Source organism: Streptomyces sp. NBC_01003 (assembly GCF_045162695.1).
Taxonomy (GTDB): domain Bacteria; phylum Actinomycetota; class Actinomycetes; order Streptomycetales; family Streptomycetaceae; genus Streptomyces.
Window position 1 is genome coordinate 3,299,696 of sequence record NZ_CP108707.1, and the last position, 17,043, is coordinate 3,316,738.

General features: G+C 69.7%; 15 protein-coding genes. 8 read left to right on the forward strand and 7 right to left on the reverse strand.

Annotated elements, in window-relative coordinates; genetic code table 11:
• Nucleotides 1-134 precede the first annotated feature (134 nt).
• The gene (locus OG698_RS15150; protein WP_406103509.1) at nucleotides 135-2,591 is read left to right on the forward strand and encodes a DNA topoisomerase (ATP-hydrolyzing) subunit A; all 2,457 of its coding nucleotides are present in this window, start codon (nucleotides 135-137) and stop codon (nucleotides 2,589-2,591) included.
• Here the strand turns inward: OG698_RS15150 and OG698_RS15155 are convergent.
• Nucleotides 2,588-3,709: a CobW family GTP-binding protein gene (locus OG698_RS15155; protein ID WP_406103510.1), complete on the reverse strand. Its 1,122-nt coding sequence runs from the start codon at nucleotides 3,707-3,709 to the stop codon at nucleotides 2,588-2,590. The two genes, OG698_RS15150 and OG698_RS15155, sit on opposite strands and share 4 nt — an antisense overlap.
• A gap of 332 nt (nucleotides 3,710-4,041) precedes the next feature.
• Here OG698_RS15155 and OG698_RS15160 point away from each other — a divergent pair, with 332 nt between their 5' ends.
• Entirely contained in the window at nucleotides 4,042-4,569 is a 528-nt protein-coding gene (locus OG698_RS15160) for a DUF6082 family protein (RefSeq protein ID WP_406103511.1), read from the forward strand.
• Between the two features lie 201 nt (nucleotides 4,570-4,770).
• A complete protein-coding gene (locus OG698_RS15165; RefSeq protein ID WP_406103512.1) occupies nucleotides 4,771-5,007 on the forward strand; it encodes a hypothetical protein in 237 nt (78 codons plus the stop codon).
• Nucleotides 5,008-5,082: 75 nt separating this feature from the next.
• Here OG698_RS15165 and OG698_RS15170 read toward each other — a convergent pair whose 3' ends face one another.
• Entirely contained in the window at nucleotides 5,083-6,249 is a 1,167-nt protein-coding gene (locus OG698_RS15170; RefSeq protein WP_406103513.1) for a citrate synthase/methylcitrate synthase, read from the reverse strand.
• A 98-nt stretch (nucleotides 6,250-6,347) separates the two neighbouring features.
• Here OG698_RS15170 and OG698_RS15175 point away from each other — a divergent pair, with 98 nt between their 5' ends.
• The 4 genes from OG698_RS15175 to OG698_RS15190 all read left to right on the forward strand — a co-directional run bounded on the left by OG698_RS15175 (nucleotide 6,348) and on the right by OG698_RS15190 (nucleotide 11,112).
• Nucleotides 6,348-7,628, forward strand: coding sequence for a citrate synthase (locus OG698_RS15175; RefSeq protein ID WP_406103514.1), 1,281 nt, complete (start codon nucleotides 6,348-6,350; stop codon nucleotides 7,626-7,628).
• 16 nt (nucleotides 7,629-7,644) lie between these two features.
• Nucleotides 7,645-8,598, forward strand: a complete 954-nt coding sequence (locus OG698_RS15180) for a sucrase ferredoxin (RefSeq protein ID WP_406103515.1) — start codon at nucleotides 7,645-7,647, stop codon at nucleotides 8,596-8,598.
• Between the two features lie 127 nt (nucleotides 8,599-8,725).
• Nucleotides 8,726-10,435 carry an ATP-binding protein gene (locus OG698_RS15185; protein ID WP_406103516.1) on the forward strand — a complete coding sequence of 570 codons (1,710 nt, stop codon included), beginning with the start codon at nucleotides 8,726-8,728 and terminating at the stop codon, nucleotides 10,433-10,435.
• Nucleotides 10,432-11,112 carry a response regulator gene (locus OG698_RS15190; protein WP_406103517.1) on the forward strand — a complete coding sequence of 227 codons (681 nt, stop codon included), beginning with the start codon at nucleotides 10,432-10,434 and terminating at the stop codon, nucleotides 11,110-11,112. The genes OG698_RS15185 and OG698_RS15190 overlap by 4 nt, the downstream gene beginning before the upstream one ends.
• A 24-nt stretch (nucleotides 11,113-11,136) precedes the next feature.
• Here OG698_RS15190 and OG698_RS15195 read toward each other — a convergent pair whose 3' ends face one another.
• From OG698_RS15195 to OG698_RS15205, 3 genes are all read right to left on the reverse strand, one after another.
• On the reverse strand, nucleotides 11,137-12,195 hold the full coding sequence (locus OG698_RS15195) for an ABC transporter substrate-binding protein (RefSeq protein WP_406103518.1): 1,059 nt from the start codon (nucleotides 12,193-12,195) through the stop codon (nucleotides 11,137-11,139).
• An 87-nt stretch (nucleotides 12,196-12,282) separates the two neighbouring features.
• Complete coding sequence (locus tag OG698_RS15200) at nucleotides 12,283-13,146, reverse strand: ABC transporter permease (RefSeq protein WP_399967245.1); 864 nt, start codon at nucleotides 13,144-13,146, stop codon at nucleotides 12,283-12,285.
• The gene (locus OG698_RS15205) at nucleotides 13,136-13,951 is read right to left on the reverse strand and encodes an ABC transporter ATP-binding protein (RefSeq protein ID WP_100591136.1); all 816 of its coding nucleotides are present in this window, start codon (nucleotides 13,949-13,951) and stop codon (nucleotides 13,136-13,138) included. Before OG698_RS15205 ends, OG698_RS15200 begins: the two co-directional genes overlap by 11 nt.
• Before the next feature lie 160 nt (nucleotides 13,952-14,111).
• Between OG698_RS15205 and OG698_RS15210 the strand changes: the two genes are divergently transcribed.
• Nucleotides 14,112-14,804 carry a response regulator gene (locus OG698_RS15210; RefSeq protein WP_406103519.1) on the forward strand — a complete coding sequence of 231 codons (693 nt, stop codon included), beginning with the start codon at nucleotides 14,112-14,114 and terminating at the stop codon, nucleotides 14,802-14,804.
• 78 nt (nucleotides 14,805-14,882) lie between these two features.
• On the opposite strand, the gene OG698_RS15215 is transcribed toward OG698_RS15210, so the two are convergent.
• On the reverse strand, nucleotides 14,883-16,475 hold the full coding sequence (locus tag OG698_RS15215; protein WP_406103520.1) for a cation acetate symporter: 1,593 nt from the start codon (nucleotides 16,473-16,475) through the stop codon (nucleotides 14,883-14,885).
• Nucleotides 16,472-16,969 carry a DUF485 domain-containing protein gene (locus tag OG698_RS15220; protein ID WP_406103521.1) on the reverse strand — a complete coding sequence of 166 codons (498 nt, stop codon included), beginning with the start codon at nucleotides 16,967-16,969 and terminating at the stop codon, nucleotides 16,472-16,474. The genes OG698_RS15215 and OG698_RS15220 overlap by 4 nt, the downstream gene beginning before the upstream one ends.
• Nucleotides 16,970-17,043: the final 74 nt, after the last annotated feature.

A 17,043-nucleotide genomic window follows, 5' to 3' on the forward strand; every position in this document is an offset into this window, starting at 1 on the left:
GGGTACGCCGAGAGCGAGCACCGAACGCGCTACGGACGGGTCGCGGTCGGCGTTGTCAGTGGGGCGGTCCACAATGGTGCGCGTCAGATTCTCGTACATGCCCCGGCAGCATCTGTGAAGGAGCCGCAGCAGCGATGGCCCGCCGCAGCACGAAGACCCCGCCTCCCGACGACTTCGAGGAGCGGATCCTCGACATCGACGTTGTCGACGAAATGCAGGGCTCCTTCCTCGAGTACGCGTACTCGGTGATCTACTCCCGGGCCCTGCCGGACGCCCGTGACGGCATGAAGCCCGTGCACCGGCGCATCGTCTACCAGATGAACGAGATGGGCCTGCGCCCCGACCGCGGCTACGTGAAGTGCGCCCGCGTCGTCGGCGAGGTCATGGGTAAGTTGCACCCGCACGGAGACGCGTCGATCTACGACGCCCTGGTGCGGCTCGCCCAGCCGTTCTCGATGCGTCTCCCCCTGGTCGACGGCCACGGGAACTTCGGCTCCCTGGGGAACGACGACCCGCCGGCCGCCATGCGGTACACCGAGTGCCGGATGGCCCCGGCGACGTCGCTCATGACGGAGTCGATCGACGAGAACACGGTCGACTTCGGGCCGAACTACGACGGCCAGGAGCAGGAGCCCGCCGTCCTGCCGGCCGCCTACCCGAACCTCCTGGTCAACGGCGCGTCCGGCATCGCCGTCGGTATGGCGACGAACATGCCGCCGCACAATCTCGGCGAGGTCATCGCCGCCGCGCGCCACCTGATCAGGCACCCGGGCGCCGACCTCGAGACGCTCATGAAGTTCGTCCCGGGCCCCGACCTGCCGACGGGCGGCCGGATCGTCGGCCTGTCCGGCATCAAGGACGCCTACGAGTCGGGCCGCGGCACCTTCAAGATCCGCGCCACGGTCTCCGTGGAGGACGTGACGGCGCGCCGCAAGGGCCTCGTCGTCACCGAACTGCCCTTCGCGGTGGGCCCCGAGAAGGTCATCGCGAAGATCAAGGACCTGGTCGGCTCGAAGAAGCTCCAGGGCATCGCGGACGTCAAGGACCTCACCGACCGCCAGCACGGCCTGCGCCTGGTCATCGAGATCAAGAACGGCTTCGTGCCGGAGGCCGTCCTCGAGCAGCTCTACAAGCTGACGCCGATGGAGGAGTCCTTCGGTATCAACAATGTGGCGCTGGTCGACGGCCAGCCCCTGACCCTCGGCCTCAAGGAGCTCCTGGAGGTCTATCTCGACCACCGCTTCGAGGTCGTGCGCCGCCGCAGCGAGTTCCGCCGTACGAAGAAGCGGGACCGGCTGCACCTGGTCGAGGGCCTCCTCGTCGCGCTGGTGGACATCGACGAGGTCATCCGCCTCATCCGCTCCAGCGACAACTCCGCACAGGCGAAGGAGCGCCTGATGGAGCGCTTCTCGCTGAGCGAGATCCAGACGCAGTACATCCTGGACACGCCGCTGCGCCGCCTCACCAGGTTCGACCGCATCGAGCTGGAGACGGAGCGCGACCGGCTCAACGGCGAGATCGACGAACTGACCGGGATCCTCGACTCCGACGCCGAGCTGCGCAAGCTCGTCTCGGCCGAACTGGCGGCGGTGGCAAAGAAGTTCGGCACCGAGCGCCGCACCGTCCTCCTGGAGTCGGCGGGCACGACGGTCGCCGCTGTGCCCCTCCAGGTCGCCGACGACCCGTGCCGCGTACTCCTGTCGTCCACGGGCCTCCTCGCGCGCACGGCGAACGCCGAACCGTTCGGGGAGGACGAGGACGCCAGGCGCACCAAGCACGACGTGATCGTCTCCGCGGTGCCGGCGACGGCACGCGGCGAGATCGGGGCGATCACGTCCACGGGGCGCCTGCTGCGGCTCAATGTCATCGACCTGCCGCGGCTCCCGGAGACGGCATCGGCGCCGAACCTGTCCGGGGGCGCGCCTGTCACGGAGTTCCTGTCGTCCCTGGAGGCGGACGAGAAGGTGGTCTGTCTGACCACCCTCGACGAGTCCTCGCCCGGCCTCGCGATCGGCACCGAGCAGGGCGTGGTCAAGCGCGTCGTGCCCGACTACCCGACCAACAAGGACGAGTTGGAGGTCATCGGCCTGAAGGACGGTGACCGCATCGTCGGTGCCGTGGAGCTGCGCACCGGCGAGGAGGACCTCGTCTTCATCACGGACGACGCGCAGTTGCTCCGCTACCAGGCGTCGCAGGTACGTCCGCAGGGCCGGGCCGCGGGCGGCATGGCGGGCATCAAGCTGACCGATGGCGCCAAGGTGATCTCGTTCACCGCCGTCGATCCGGCTGTCGACGCGATCGTCTTCACGGTGGCCGGGTCGCGCGGCACGCTCGACGACTCCGTCCAGACGACCGCGAAGCTCACCCCGTTCGACCAGTACCCGCGCAAGGGGCGCGCCACGGGCGGCGTGCGCTGTCAGCGCTTCCTGAAGGGCGAGGACTGCCTGAGCCTGGGCTGGGCGGGCCCGACGCCGGCCCGCGCGGCGCAGAAGAACGGCACCCCCGCCGAGCTGCCCGAGGTCGACCCGCGCCGCGACGGCTCGGGCGTCTCTCTCGCGAAGACGGTCTCGGTGGTGGCGGGACCGGTCTAGCCCGCGTCGCTTTCCGCGTCGCTCGGCTCCTGTACGTATCTCAGGACGCCCCACATGCTGTGCTCGTCGGCATAGGTGTGCGGGGCGTCCTGGGCGCAGGCGGTCAGTTCCTTGCTCAGCCGCGGTGCGTCGATCCCGGCGCCGATGAGGACGAGCCGGCTGAGGCGCGGCTCCCCTGGAGCCCAGGGCTCCGGCGAGAACCGCAGGAACCGCCCGACGGCGTGCACGGTGTACTTGTTGCGCGCGTCGGCCGCACCGAAGTCGACGTACCCCTTGATGCGGTAGAGCCCTTCGGGCCTGCTGTCGAGGAAAGCCATCAACCGGCGCGGATCGAGCGGCACTTCGGACTCGACGGAGACGCTGTCGTAGGCGGAGTGCAGATGGCCGTCGTGCACGTCGCGCTTGTCGCACTCGTCTCCACCCGAACTGCCGCCGTCGTACCGGTGGAGGTCATCGAACGACAACTGGCCGATCCGCTCGCGCGTCGGCCGGCAGTCGAAGAGGAACTCGGGGTCCACGCGCGCGTACGTCGCGGGAACGACTGCCGCGCCTCCGGCGAGCCCGCGCACACGCTCCAGGACGCGCCGGTGCTCTGTCTCCGGGATCCGGTCGGCCTTGTTGACCACCACGAGGTCGGCGATGGCCAGATGCCGGTCGAGCTCGGGGTGCCGTTCCCGCGTCGCGTCGAACTCGACGGCGTCGACGACCTCGACCAGACCGCCGTACATGATCCGCGGATTCTCGCTGGCGAGCACCATGCGCACGAGCTCCTGCGGCTCGGCGAGCCCGCTCGCCTCGATCACGATCACATCAATGCCATCGATGCCGTTGCGGGCCGACGGCCGGGTGAGCCGGTCCAGATACTCGTCGAGCTCGCTCGCGTCGACGGCGCAGCACAGGCACCCGTTTCCGAGGGAGACGGTGGAGTCACCGAGCTGCCCGGCGACGGCCATGGCGTCGATCTCGATGGAGCCGAAGTCATTGACGATCGCACCGATCCGCGTGCCGCCGCCGTGGTGCAGCAGATGGTTCAGCAGGGTGGTCTTGCCGGAACCCAGAAACCCGGCAAGCACGACGACCGGGATCTGCTGCGAAAGCTCCTGCCTCGGCTGACTCAACGCACGACCTCTCTCACACCGACGCGCACGCCGGTCTCATACGGACGCGCATACCGGCGTTCTTACGACGAATGAATGCCGCCCCAGGATACGAGCGCGTAGAAACACCGCGAAGTGAACGATTGTTAGCGTCGCGGGCTGGGCACACGACAGGCATGGCGCCCGGACGAGCGACCCCTGCTTCCCTCCGTGTGCCTCCTCTCCGCCTCCCCGCCGACCAGCGCCGCTCGGCACCCCGGGGGGCGGCAAGCGCGCCGCCCACCGCTCGCCGGTCCTTTCCCGTCGCCCCGCACCCGACGACCGGCGGACGGTCGCCTGATTCGGGGGTTGACATGGCCACACAGAGTTCTGGGATACGGGGGATCGGGTCCGCCGCCACGGCAGGCCTGGCTTTCGCGCTGGGCGCAGTCACGATCCTGACCACTTATCGGCGCAGGTACGAGCAGCAGTCCGAGCACCATCGCCACGCGGCCCTGGCCGCACAACAGCGGCTGCAGTTCGACATGTTGGGCAAGGCCATGGACGACCCCGACCTGGCAGCCGTCCTGGACACGTTCGACGCCCCCCTGGACCCCCGGACGCTCAGGCAATACCTGTTCGCCAACGCGCTGTACACGAATGCCCTGCTCGCCTGGCGCGTCGGCATCCTGGGGTGGGAGGAACTGCACGGGCATCTGCGGCTCATCTGCCAGAATGCGATCTTTCGGGGCTACTGGGAGGCCACACGACCGCATCGGGCGAGCCTGGTAGACGCTTCGGACGAGGCCCGTCTGGGCCGAATGGTCGACAAGATCGTTCAGGATCTCGGGGATGCAGATACCGACGAGTGGTGGGTTGTCGGTGAACCGCCTTCGAAATGAAGGCTAGTTGAGGATCAGCAGGGGCGCCACGCCGGTTGACGGCCCCGGTTGTGATCGGACATCTCCTGTCCCTAAGGTGGGCGCGCGCGTCATACCCCAGGCCGCCAGTATCGAAACTTTACTGCCACACCAAGGGCAGCAAAACCGCTCTGTCACACCCGCGGCAGCGATCCCCCTGCTACTCCTACGACTGGAATACCGTTGAAGATCGTGCGCCGCATCGGTGCCTCACCCCAGCAGCGGGGGAGCGTTTCAGGACAGTCATGCCCCGACGTCTTCGAACTGAGCGATGGAAACTTCGCCATCATCGGGACAGAGGCAACCGCGGTGCTCGAGAAGGAACTCCCACCCGATGCCTCACGAGCAGACTACGAACGCATCGTGGTCGTCAGCCGAGAGACGCTCGTCCGGGCCAGACTCGACATTCCCGAGGCGTAGGCCCGGAGCCGGCCAGTCGGTCGGCACGCAGGGCTCAGTGGCCCGGCATCCTGCAGGTGCCGGGCCGCCCCGTGTTCACCTCTGCTCGGGCACCGGCACCGGAGCCGCCGGGCCCACATACCGGGCCGCCGGGCGAATGATCTTCGAATCCCGTGCCTGCTCGAGGATGTTGGCGCTCCACCCCACCACCCGCGCAGCGGCGAACGTGGGGGTGAACATCGTGCGCGGCAACCCGCACAGCTCCATGACCACGCCCGCGTAGAACTCCACGTTCGTGTGAAGTTCCCGCCCCGGCTTCAGCTCCGCGAGGATCGACTCCACATGGCGCTCGACCTCGACGGCGAACTCCACCATCGGCCCGCCGAACCCCTCGGCGATGCCCCGCAGCATCCGCGAGCGAGGGTCCTCCGTGCGGTAGACGGGGTGACCGAAGCCCATGATCCGGTCACCCGCGAGAACCCGCTCGCGGATCCACCCGTCGATCCGGTCCGGCGTGCCGATCGCGTCGAGCGTGTCGAGCGCGCGGCTCGGGGCACCGCCGTGCAGCGGCCCGGAGAGCGCCCCCACGGCGCCGACGAGACAGGCCGCGACATCGGCACCGGTCGATGCGATGACTCTCGCCGTGAACGTTGACGCATTGAACCCGTGATCAATGGTGGAGATCAGGTACTGCTCGATGGCACGGGCGTGAGCGGGCTCCGGCTCCGAACCCGTAAGCATGTAGAGGTAGTTGGCCGCGTACGACAGGTCGTCGCGCGGTTCGACGGGTTCGAGCCCGTCGCCGAGCCGGTGCAGCGCCGTGAGCAGCGTCGGCACGACCGCCGCGGCGGCCAGCGTGTCGTCGCGCCTCCGCCCGTCGTCGATGTCGTACACGGGGCGGAAGCCCTGCGAGGCGCCGAAGAGCGACAGAGCGCTGCGCAGCCCGGCGAGCGGGCCGGAGAGCGCTCCGGCGCGGGCGATCGCAGGCAGTGCGGCCCGCACGTCGTCGGGCAGGCTGCGCAGGGCGGCAGTACGCGTGGCGAAGGCCGCGGACTGCGCGGCGTCAGGCAGCTCGCCGTGGATCATCAGGTGCCATACGTCCTCGAAGCTGCGGGTCTGCGCGAGCGCGACGGCCGAGTACTGGCGGTAGTGGTAAAAGCCCTCACGCCCTCTGACGTCACCCAATTCGGTGTCGGTGACGACGACGCCCGCGAGTCCCCGCGGTACGTCGACAGGGGCGGCCGTGATCCCGTTGATCGGCATGTTTCCTCCCTGGACTTGATTCGACTGTCTATGCTTGACTCAATGCTTGTCAATATTGATTGAATCAATACAAGCGATGCGGATATACGGTGGCGCGCATGACGGATCACGAACCCGCACCCGCGCGGGAAGCCCGGCGGCTCAGCACCAAGGAGACGGCCGAACTGCTGGGCGTGAAGCCCGAGACCGTGTACGCGTACGTGAGCCGCGGTCAGCTCAGCAGCCGCCGGGCGGCGCCGGGCTCGCGCGGCAGCACGTTCAACGCGGCCGAGGTGGAGGCGCTCGCGCAGCGCAACAAGCGGGAACCCACGGTCGGTTCGACCCCTGGCGAGCTCTCGGTGCGCACCCGCATCACGTTGATCGACGAGGACCGCTACTACTACCGCGGGGTCGACGCGGCCGAGCTCGCCGCGCACCACAGCTACGAAGAAGTCGCCGAGTGGCTGTGGACCGGGGTACTGCGGCCGGGAGTCCGGTTCACCGCTCCCCGGCAGTCGCTCGCAGCGGCCCGGCGCGCCGTTGGGGCCCTGCCGGAACACAGCAGTCCCGTCGACCGCCTGCGGGTCGCCGCGGTCGCCGCCGCCGTCGCCGATCCGCTGCGCTTCGACCTCTCCGAAGAGGCCGTACTCGGCACGGCCCGCACCCTCATCCCGACACTGGTGACCGCCTTGCCACCCGTACGGCACACGCACCGCGACGGCGGGCCGCTCGCACAGCGCCTGTGGGGTCGCCTCTCCGGACGCGAACCCGACGATCCGTCACTGCAGGCACTGGACACGGCACTTGGGCTCCTCGTCGACCACGATCTCGCCGCGTCGACGCTCGCCGTCCGGGTCGCAGCGTCGGCGCGCGCGCACGCGTACGCGGCGGTGTCCGCGGGCCTCGGTGTCCTGGAGGGGCCGCTCCACGGCGCCGCCAGCGGACTCGCGCACCGCATGCTCCTCGAAGTCCTCGACCGCGGCAGCGCGGCCCCCGTGGTGGCGGACGAACTGCGTGCCGGGCGCCGCGTACCGGGTCTCGGCCACCGCCTGTACCAGGGCGAGGACCCGCGCGCCCAGGCCCTGTTCGCCCTCCTCGAAGAGATCCCGCAGGCCCACTCGGCGCTCGCCGCGGCCCGTGACGTCGTGACGACGACCGCCCGTCACACCGATCTCCACGCCAATGTGGACCTCGCCCTCGCGGTCTTCACCGTCTCGTGCGGCATGCCCGCCGAGGCCGGCGAGACCGTATTCGCGGTGGCCCGGACGGCGGGCTGGATCGCGCACGCCCTGGAGGAATACGGCGAGCGCCCGCTGCGGATGCGGCCGAGCGGCCAGTACGTGGGACGGCGCCCGCCTCAGCCGTTGCCCGCGCCCGACGCCCCAATGCCGGCCAGGTGAGGTTAGGCTCCCCTACGTGAGTACGTGTACGACCGCCTCGCAGGACCTGAACGAGCCCCTCGCGGGGACCGCCGCCACCGCGAGTACCTGGCTACTGATCGAGCAGCCGGGCCCCTGGGGTGTGAAGGCGCTGACGTCCAGCCATCTGGACCCGGAGCTCGGCAGGGCCCTGGAGGCGGCCGCGGACGGGACCGGCGTACGCGTGGCCCTCATCAGGCGCCCGGGCCGGCATGCGGACTTCCACGCCACCACCCGGCGCCATGTGTATGTGGCCCACACCATCCCGGGAAACACCTGGCTGCGCGGCACCATGACCGAGTCCCCACAGGACTTGCTCGCGCTCGACTTCGCCGCCCTCGGAGCGGGTGACCATCGCGGCTTCGGCGCGCCGCACGAGGGCGCGCCGCTCGCCCTCGTCTGCACCAATGGCAAGCGCGACCGCTGCTGCGCCCTCCTGGGCCGGCCTCTGGCCGCCGACCTCGCCGCGTCCGGACAGGACGGCATCTGGGAGGTCACCCACCTCGGCGGCCACCGCTTCTCCCCCACGCTCCTCGTCCTGCCCTACGGGTACGCGTACGGCCGTGCCGAGGCCTCGCACGTCAGGGACACCCTCGACGCGGTACGGGCCGGCCGGATCGCCACCGACGGGTGCCGCGGGAACTCCGCGTGGGAGCGGCCCGGGCAGGCCGCCGAGCTCGCCGTGCGCACGTCTGCGGGCATCGATGACGCAGGAGTGCTGAGTGTCGTCGGCACGAAGGGCGTGGCGCAGGGAGCCGTGGCTCCGCTCTGGGAGGTGACCGTCGCCCACACGGACGGCCGCCGCTGGCACGTCACCGTCGCGCAGAGCGCTTCGCAGCCGCCCCGCCCCGAAAGCTGTGGTGCCGCACTGGGCGCTCCGGCGCGCATGGACGTACTCGCCGTGGACGAGACCGCGCCCGTCGCCACAGGCCGCCTCAGCGCGAGCGGCTGACCCGGGGAACGCCCCGCAACGGCTTGCTCGCGGCACCCCACCACCCCGTACGAGGCGCGTCCCAGGTCGCGAGATACCCGCCACATCCGCTACGGAGTAGCCCGCTCGCCCCCTTACCGTTCTTCGTATGAGCCCCACTCCCCCCACGCGCCGGCTGCGCTTCGGCCTGCCGCGGCGCGTCTTCGCGCAGGTGCTGCTGATGCAGGTGGCGATCGCCGCCGGGGTGGCCGTGCTCGCGACGGGGCTCTTCCTCGCGCCGCTCAGCGATCAGCTCGACGACCAGGCGATGCGCCGCGCGCTCGCCATCGCGCAGACCACCGCGGCCCAGCCGAGCATCGCCGAGGACCTGCGTCATTCGCGTCCCACGGTCGACGGTCCCGTCCAGCGGGAGGCCGAGCGGATCCGCCGGGCCAGTGGCGCCGAGTACGTAGTGATCATGAACAAGGAAGGCGTCCGCTGGTCCCACACGGATCCGGGCGAGGTCGGCAGGATCGTCTCCACGGACCCCAGCGAGGCGCTCGCGGGCCACGAGGTCATGGAGATCGACAGCGGCACCCTGGGGCGCTCAGCGCGCGGGAAGGTTCCCCTGCGCGACGCACAGGGCGACATCGTCGGGGCCGTCTCCGTGGGCATCGAGTACGACAGCGTCAGGGCGCGGCTCATCCACGCCATTCCGGGTCTGTTCGCGTACGCGGGCGGCGCCCTCGCGGTGGGCGCGCTGGCCGCCTACCTGATCTCGCGCCGGGTCCAGCGGCAGACCCGTGACCTGGCGTTCTCCGATATTTCGGGGCTGCTGTCGGAGCGCGAGGCCATGTTGCACGGCATTCGCGAAGGCGTCGTCGCGCTGGACCGGAGCGGGCGGATCCGGCTGCTCAACGACGAGGCGCACCGGCTCCTGGGCATCGGCGACGAGGTGATCGGGCAGTCGCTCGACGACGTCCTGGGCCCAGGTCGTACGACCGATGTGCTGGCGGGCCGGGCCACGGGCACGGATCTCGTGACCGTCCGCGGACAGCGCGTCCTGATCGCCAACCGCATGCCCACGGACGACGGCGGCGCCGTCGCCACCCTCCGGGACCGCACCGAGCTGGAGCAGCTGGGGCGCGAGCTCGACTCGACGCGCGGGCTGATCGACGCCCTGCGCGCCCAGGACCACGAGCACGCCAACCGCATGCACACGCTGCTCGGCCTGCTCGAACTGGAGATGTTCGACGACGCCGTCGAATTCGTCGGCGAGGTGGTGGGCGACCACAGGGCGACCGCGGAACAGGTGACCGAGAAGGTGCACGATCCGCTGCTCGCGGCGCTCCTGGTCGGCAAGGCGACGGTGGCCGCGGAACGCGGAGTCGCCCTGTGGATCTCCGACAGGACACTCCTCCCCGACCGGTTGATCGACCCGCGGGGACTCGTCACGATCGTCGGAAATCTGGTCGACAACGCGGTGGACGCGGTCGCGGGCACCCCCCACGCGCGCGTGGAGGTCGATGTACGGGCGACCGACGACCGCACAGTGGAGTTGCGGGTACGCGACACGGGACCCGGCATCCCCGCCGCCCGACGGGAGTTGATCTTCACGGAGGGGTGGTCCACCAAGAAGCTGCCCTCCCACGGGAAGCGCGGCATCGGCCTGCCCCTCGTGCGCCGGCTCGCGGAACGGCAGGGCGGCAGCGTCCTCGTCGGCGAACCGGACGGCGGGGGCGCCGAGTTCACCGTCGTCCTGCCCGAGGCGCTCACAGATCCGGGCCTCGCGCAGGACGCCACCGAAGCACCCACGACCACCACAGCCAACACCGTCGCCGATGCCATGGCCACCCCCACGAAGGAGGACCCGCGATGATCGAAGTGCTGGTCGTGGACGACGACATCCGCGTCGCGCGCGTGAACGCGGCCTACGTGCAGAAAGTGGCGGGCTTCCGCGTGACGGCCGAGGCGCACAGCTCGGCCGAGGCCCTGCGCGAGGTGGAGGCCCGGCCGCAGATCGACCTGATCCTCATGGACCACTACCTCCCGGACGAGACGGGTCTGGCGACCGTTCAGGAGATCCGGCGCCGCGGCCACCAGACCGACGTGATCATGGTGACGGCGGCGCGAGACGTCTCCACCGTGCAGGCCGCCATGCGACTCGGGGCGCTGCAGTACCTGGTCAAGCCGTTCGCGTTCGCGGGTCTGCGCGCCAAACTGGAGGCGTACGCGGGGCTGCGCCGCACCCTGGACGGCGGCGGCGAGGCCGAACAGGCCCAGGTCGACCGGATCTTCGGCGCCCTCTCGGCCGACACCGAACCGGACCTCCCGAAGGGGCACTCCCTCAGCACGGCGGAGCTCGTCCGCAGGGCGCTGGTGGACGCGGAGGGCCCGCTCTCGGCGCAGGAGGTCGCGGACCGTACGGGGCTGAGCCGGCAGACGGCCCAGCGCTACCTGAAGCTCCTGGAACGCACCGGTCGGGCCGGCCTGACCCTCAAGTACGGCGATGCGGGCCGCCCGGAACACCGTTATGTCTGGGCGACCCGCATCTGAGCCACGTACATCGAGTCGACGTGGTCAGCCGGCGGCCTTGTCCACGAACTCGGTGGTGTAGGTCTTGCTCAGGTCGACCTTGGCGTTCTTGATGTTCGGGTTGAACGCCTTGAGCACACTCTCAACAGTCTCGGGGCCGTTCTTGGGCATCACGCCGTCCGTCGTGAACATCGGCAGTGTGGCCTTGATCGCCTCGGCGTACAGCTTCTTGTCGCCCTGCGAGTAGTCGGCCGGCATCTTGGCCGCGATCTCGTCGGCGCTGTGCGTGGACATCCACTTGAGCGTCTTCACGAACGCGTTGGCGAGCTTCTGGACCGTCGGCTTGTGGCTGTTGACCCAGTCGGTCTGCATGTAGAGGCTCGACGACGGGTACGGGCCGCCGAGCGCCTCCTGGGACCCCTCCGGGGTCCGCATGTCGACGAGGACCTTGCCGAGCTTCTTGTCCAGGATCGTGGCGACGGTGGGGTCCGTCGTCATGCCGCCGTCGATGGCGCCCTTCTGGAGCGCGGAGACGAACGTCGGGCCGGCGCCGACGGCCACCGGCGAGAACTGGCTCGGCTGGACGCCGTTCTTGACCGCCAGGTACTTCGTGAGGAAGTCCGTCGAGGAGCCGAGACCCGTGATGCCGAGCTTCTTGCCCTTGAAGTCCTTGGGCGAGGAGATGGCCCCTGCCGCCTTGTTGGAGACGATCTCCACCTCTCCGGGGGCGCGTGAGAACTGCACCACGGACTCGACGGCCTTGCCCTTCACCTGGAGGTCGAGGGTGTGGTCGTAGAAGCCGACGGCCCCCTGGACCTGGCCGGAGACGAGCGCCGTCTCGGCCTGGACACCCGCAGGCTCACTCAGAAGTTGGACATTCAAACCCTCACTCTGGAAGTAGCCGAGCCGGTCGGTGAGCATCGCCGGCATGTAGATGACCTTGTCCAGGCCACCGACCATGATCTTGACGTGCTCACCCTTGCCGTCCGCCTTCTTGCCGGAGCCGGTGCTCGTACTGGCGGCGTCGTTGGCGCACGCCGTGAGCGAGGAGAGGGCGAGCAGGCCGGTCGCTGCGAGGGCAAAGAGCCGCGCGGTGTTACGCATGGTGGTTCACGTCCTTGTGAAGAGACTGAAGAGGGTGGAGAGAGCGGTACGGGGGAAGCGCTCGTGACTCGCGCCGAGCGGCGGTGGTCAGCTGTCCGAATCCGCCGGCTTCCAGCGGAAGATGCGGCGCTCGGCAAAGGTGAGCAGCCCCTCGGCCAGCAGGGCCACGACGGCGAGGATGACCATCGCCGCGTACACACCGGCCGCGTTGAACGTGCCCTGCGACTGTGCGACGAGCAGGCCGACGCCCTTGGTCGCGCCGATGTACTCGCCGACGATGGCGCCGATCAGCGCGAAGCCGAAGCTCACATGGAGGCTGGTGAAGATCCATGACGTGGCGGACGGGATGACGACCTGAAGCGTCACGCGGCGGTCGCTGGCGCCGAGGATGCGGGCGTTGGCGACCAGGTTCCGGTCGACCTCACGGGCTCCCTGGAAGGCGTTGAAGAACACCGGGAAGAACACCAGGACCACGGCGGAGGCCACCTTCGAGGCCGGGCCGAGACCGAACCAGATCACGAAGATCGGGGCGAGCACGATCCTCGGGATCGAGTTGAGGACCTTGATGTACGGGCCGAGGATGTCGGCGAGGAAGGTGATGCGCCCGAGCGCGATACCGAAGACGACACCGGCGATCACACCGATGATCCAGCCGACGAGCGCTTCGTAGAGCGTGAACCAGACCTGTTCGCCCAGCGAGCCGAGCGCCGTGCCATGGGTGGTCCACGTCCAGATCTGGTCCCAGATCTTCGACGGCATCGAGAAGTTGAACGGGTCGATGATCCCGGCGCGCGAGAGCACCTCCCAGAGGCCGAGCACGGCGACGAGAAGCAGGACCCGGGCGCCGCCGATCAGTACCTTGCGCCGGCGGGCGGCACGGGCCTTGGTGACGGCGCGTCCCGGCTTGGCGGTTTCGGTGGCGGGCACGGCGGTGACGGCATCAGGCGACATCGGCGGCACCTCTCTCGCGCGTGATGCGGACCTCTTCGCCCAGGGACTCCCAGATCTCGCGGTAGATCTCGATGAACTCGGGCAGCAGGCGCACCGATTCGACCTTCCGGGGGCGCGGCAGGGCGATGTCGAAGACCTGCTTCACGGTGGCCGGGCCCGCGGTCATGACGACGACCTTGTCGGCCAGCGCGATGGACTCCTCCAGGTCGTGGGTGACGAAGACGACCGAGGCGCCCGTTCCCTCCCACAGCTCCAGGAGCTCGTCCGACATCAGGGCCCTGGTCTGCACGTCGAGCGCCGAGAACGGCTCGTCCATGAGCAGGATCTCTGGGTCGTTGACGAACGTGGCGGCGAGCGCGACCCGCTTGCGCTGGCCTCCGGAGAGCTGGTGCGGGTAGCGGTCCTCGAAGGAGGCGAGGCCGACGCGGGCCAGCCACTCGCGGGCCTTGGCCTTCGCCTCGGCCTTCGGTACGCCGCGGAAGCGCGGACCGGCCATGACGTTGGACAGCACCGTTCGCCAGGGGAACGTCGCGTCCTGCTGGAACACGAATCCGACCTTGTCGCCGACTCCCTCGACGGGTTCGCCGGCCACCAGGACCTCGCCGTCGGTGGGTTCCTCCAGGCCGCTGACGAGGGTGAGGGTGGTCGACTTGCCGCAGCCCGTGGGGCCGACGACGGCCACGAACTCGCCGCGTCCGACGGTCAGATCGAGCTCCCTGACCGCGGTGTGCAGGCCGCCCGAAGGCGTCCTGAAGGTTTTGCTCGCGCCCCGCAGTTCGATGGCGGGGCCGGTGTCTGTGCTCATGGCCGGAAGGTAGATGTGACCTGGGACACCGCATCAGTCTTCTGGGCGCAAGGCGGACTTCTGCTTGCAAGAGGCTGTTGTGCTCGTTTTGCTCGCGCTACAACAGCTGAGCCGAAACACGGGCTTAACAGCTCGCCTGGGCTTGAGGGAGAGAGGCCCGATGATTGACGTCCTGGTCGTGGACGACGACTTCCGTGTCGCCGAGATCAACGCGAAGTACGTGGGAAAGGTTCCCGGCTTCCGGGTGGTGGCCCGCGCCCACAACGCCGCGCAGGCACTGGCCGCCGTGGAGCGCCAGCGCATCGATCTCGTGCTGCTCGACCATTACCTGCCCGACATGACGGGCCTCGAACTCGCCCACCGGATGCGGGAGAACGGCCACAACACCGACGTCATCATGATCACCGCGGCGAGCGACGTCCTGACGGTGCAGGCGGCGATGCGCCAGGGAGCCCTGCACTACCTGGTGAAGCCGTTCACGTTCGCCGCGCTGCGTTCGCGGCTCGACTCGTACGCGGCGCTGCGCCGCACCGTGGACCGGGTCAGCGGCCGCGGCGCTGCGGGCCAGGAGCAGGTCGACCGGATTTTCGGTGCGCTACGAGCGCTGCCCATGCCCGCGTCGCCCGGCCTGCCGAGCGGTCAGTCGGAGCCGACCGCGGATCTGATCTGCGATGTGCTGCACCGCGCCGACCATCCGCTGTCCGCCCACGAGGTGGCGGCGGAGACCGGCCTGAGCCGCTCCACGGCGCAGCGGTATCTGCGCCACATGGAACAGTCGGGCCGGCTCCACCTCACGCTCAAGTACGGGGATACCGGGCGTCCGGAGCATCGCTATGTGTGGGTGGCGCCCTGAGGTGGCCGGCGGCGGCCTGACCTGAGCGCTCAGGGGCAGCCGCGCGGGGGGCCCGGCCACACCTGTGGGGCGCGGTCCTCAGACGGCTCCCGCCCCGGTCAGCGCACGCACCTCCGTCTCCGCGTGCTTGGCCTCGTCCGGTGGCTCATGTGAGGTGACCGTGCCGAGCCAGCCCGCCAGGAAACCGAGGGGAATGGAGATGAGGCCGGGGTTCTCCAGCGGGAAGTACTGGAAGTCCACGCCGGGGAACAGCGAGGTCTCGCTGCCGGACACGACCGGTGACAGGACCACCAGGACGAGGGCGGGCACGAGCCCTCCGTAGACGGACCACACGGCGCCGCGCGTGGTGAAATTCCGCCAGAACAGGGAGTAGAGCAGTACCGGCAGGTTCGCGGAGGCCGCCACGGCGAAGGCGAGGCCCACGAGGAACGCCACATTGAGGTCCCGGGCGAGCAGTCCCAGGGCGATCGCGACCACGCCGATCCCGGCGGCGGCGACGCGGGCCACGGCGACCTCGCTGCGCGGCTTGGCGTGGGGGCGACGCAGGGACGCGTACAGATCGTGGGCCACGGAGGCCGAGGAGGCGAGCGTGATCCCGGCGACGACGGCGAGGATCGTCGCGAAGGCGACGGCCGCGACGACGGCGAACAGAACCGTTCCACCTGTGGAATCCGGGCCGCCGCCCAGGTCGAGCGCGAGCAGCGGAACCGCCGTGTTCCCCGCCGCGTTCGAACCCCGCACGGCGTCGGATCCCACGATCGCGGCCGCACCGAAGCCGAGCACGATGGTCATCAGGTAGAAGCTGCCGATGAGTCCGATGGACCAGATGACCGAGCGGCGCGCGGCCCGTGCCGTGGGAACGGTGTAGAAGCGCGACAGGATGTGCGGCAGTCCGGCCGTGCCGAGCACGAGCGCGAGGCCAAGGCTGATGAAGTCGAGCCTCGCGGTCCAGTCGCCGCCGTACTTCAGTCCGGGCGCGAGGAACGCGGCTCCGTGCCCGCTGCGCTGCGCCGCCGTACGCAGCAGCTGGTCGAAGTCCCCGTGGAAACGCACCAGGACGAGCACGGTCAAGGCGATCGCCCCGCCCATGAGCAGGACCGCCTTGACGATCTGGATCCAGGTGGTGGCCCGCATCCCTCCCAGCGACACATAGATGACCATGAGCCCGCCGACGCCGATGACGGTCCACGCCTGTACGGCTCCGCCGGTGCTGCCGAGCAGCAGCGCGACCAGGCTGCCCGCACCCACCATCTGCGCCACCAGATAGAGAACGGACACCGTCACCGAGGAAGTTCCCGCCGCGATCCGCACGGGACGCTCTCGCATCCGGGCGGCGATGACATCGGCGAGGGTGAACCGCCCGCAGTTGCGCACGAGTTCGGCAACCAGCAGCAGCACGACGAGCCAGGCCACGAGGAACCCGACCGAGTAGAGCAGGCCGTCGTAGCCGAAGAGCGCGATCAGGCCAGAGATCCCGAGGAAGGAGGCGGCCGACATGTAATCGCCCGCGATGGCGAAACCGTTCTCCATCGGCGAGAACAGCCGGCCGCCCGCATAGAACTCCTCCGCCGATCCGTGCCTGTTGCGGCTCACCCATGTGGTGATCGCCAGCGTGACGGCGACGAACACGCTGAACAGCAGCAGAGCCAGTGTCTGATGGTTCCCGGTCACCGCTGGCCACCCTCGATCACTCGGGTCATCTCCTGGGTGTCCCAGCGCAGTTCGAGCGCCGCGCGGTCCCTTCGCAACCGCGCGTGGCGCGCGTACAGCCACGTCAGAAGGAAGGTGCTGAGGAACTGCCCGAGCCCCGCCAGCATCGCCACATTCACCGCTCCCGCGACGGGCCTGCCCATCAGACCGGGCGCCGTCGTCGCCGCCAGGATGTACGCGAGGTACCAGGCGAAGAAGGCCGCGGCGGACGGAATGACGAACCTCCGGTAGCGGCTGCGTACTTCCTGGAAGGCCGCGCTGCGCTGTACCTCCAGATAGATCGCCGCCGCGCTCCGCTCCGGTGGGGCGGCCTGGGGAGGCACGGCCGGGGCCGGTGCCCCCGTGCCGTCCAACTCGCCCCACCCGGAGGCCAGCGCGTCGTACCAGGGATCGCCGAGAACACCGCGATCACCGGGCCGGGTCTGCGCCGCCTCGCGCCCGTCGTGCTTCTCCACCGAACTCTCCTTGTCCGCGGGCCACTTAGGCCGCGAGCCCAAGGATGGGCAGAACGGGAAGATCCCGGACTCTT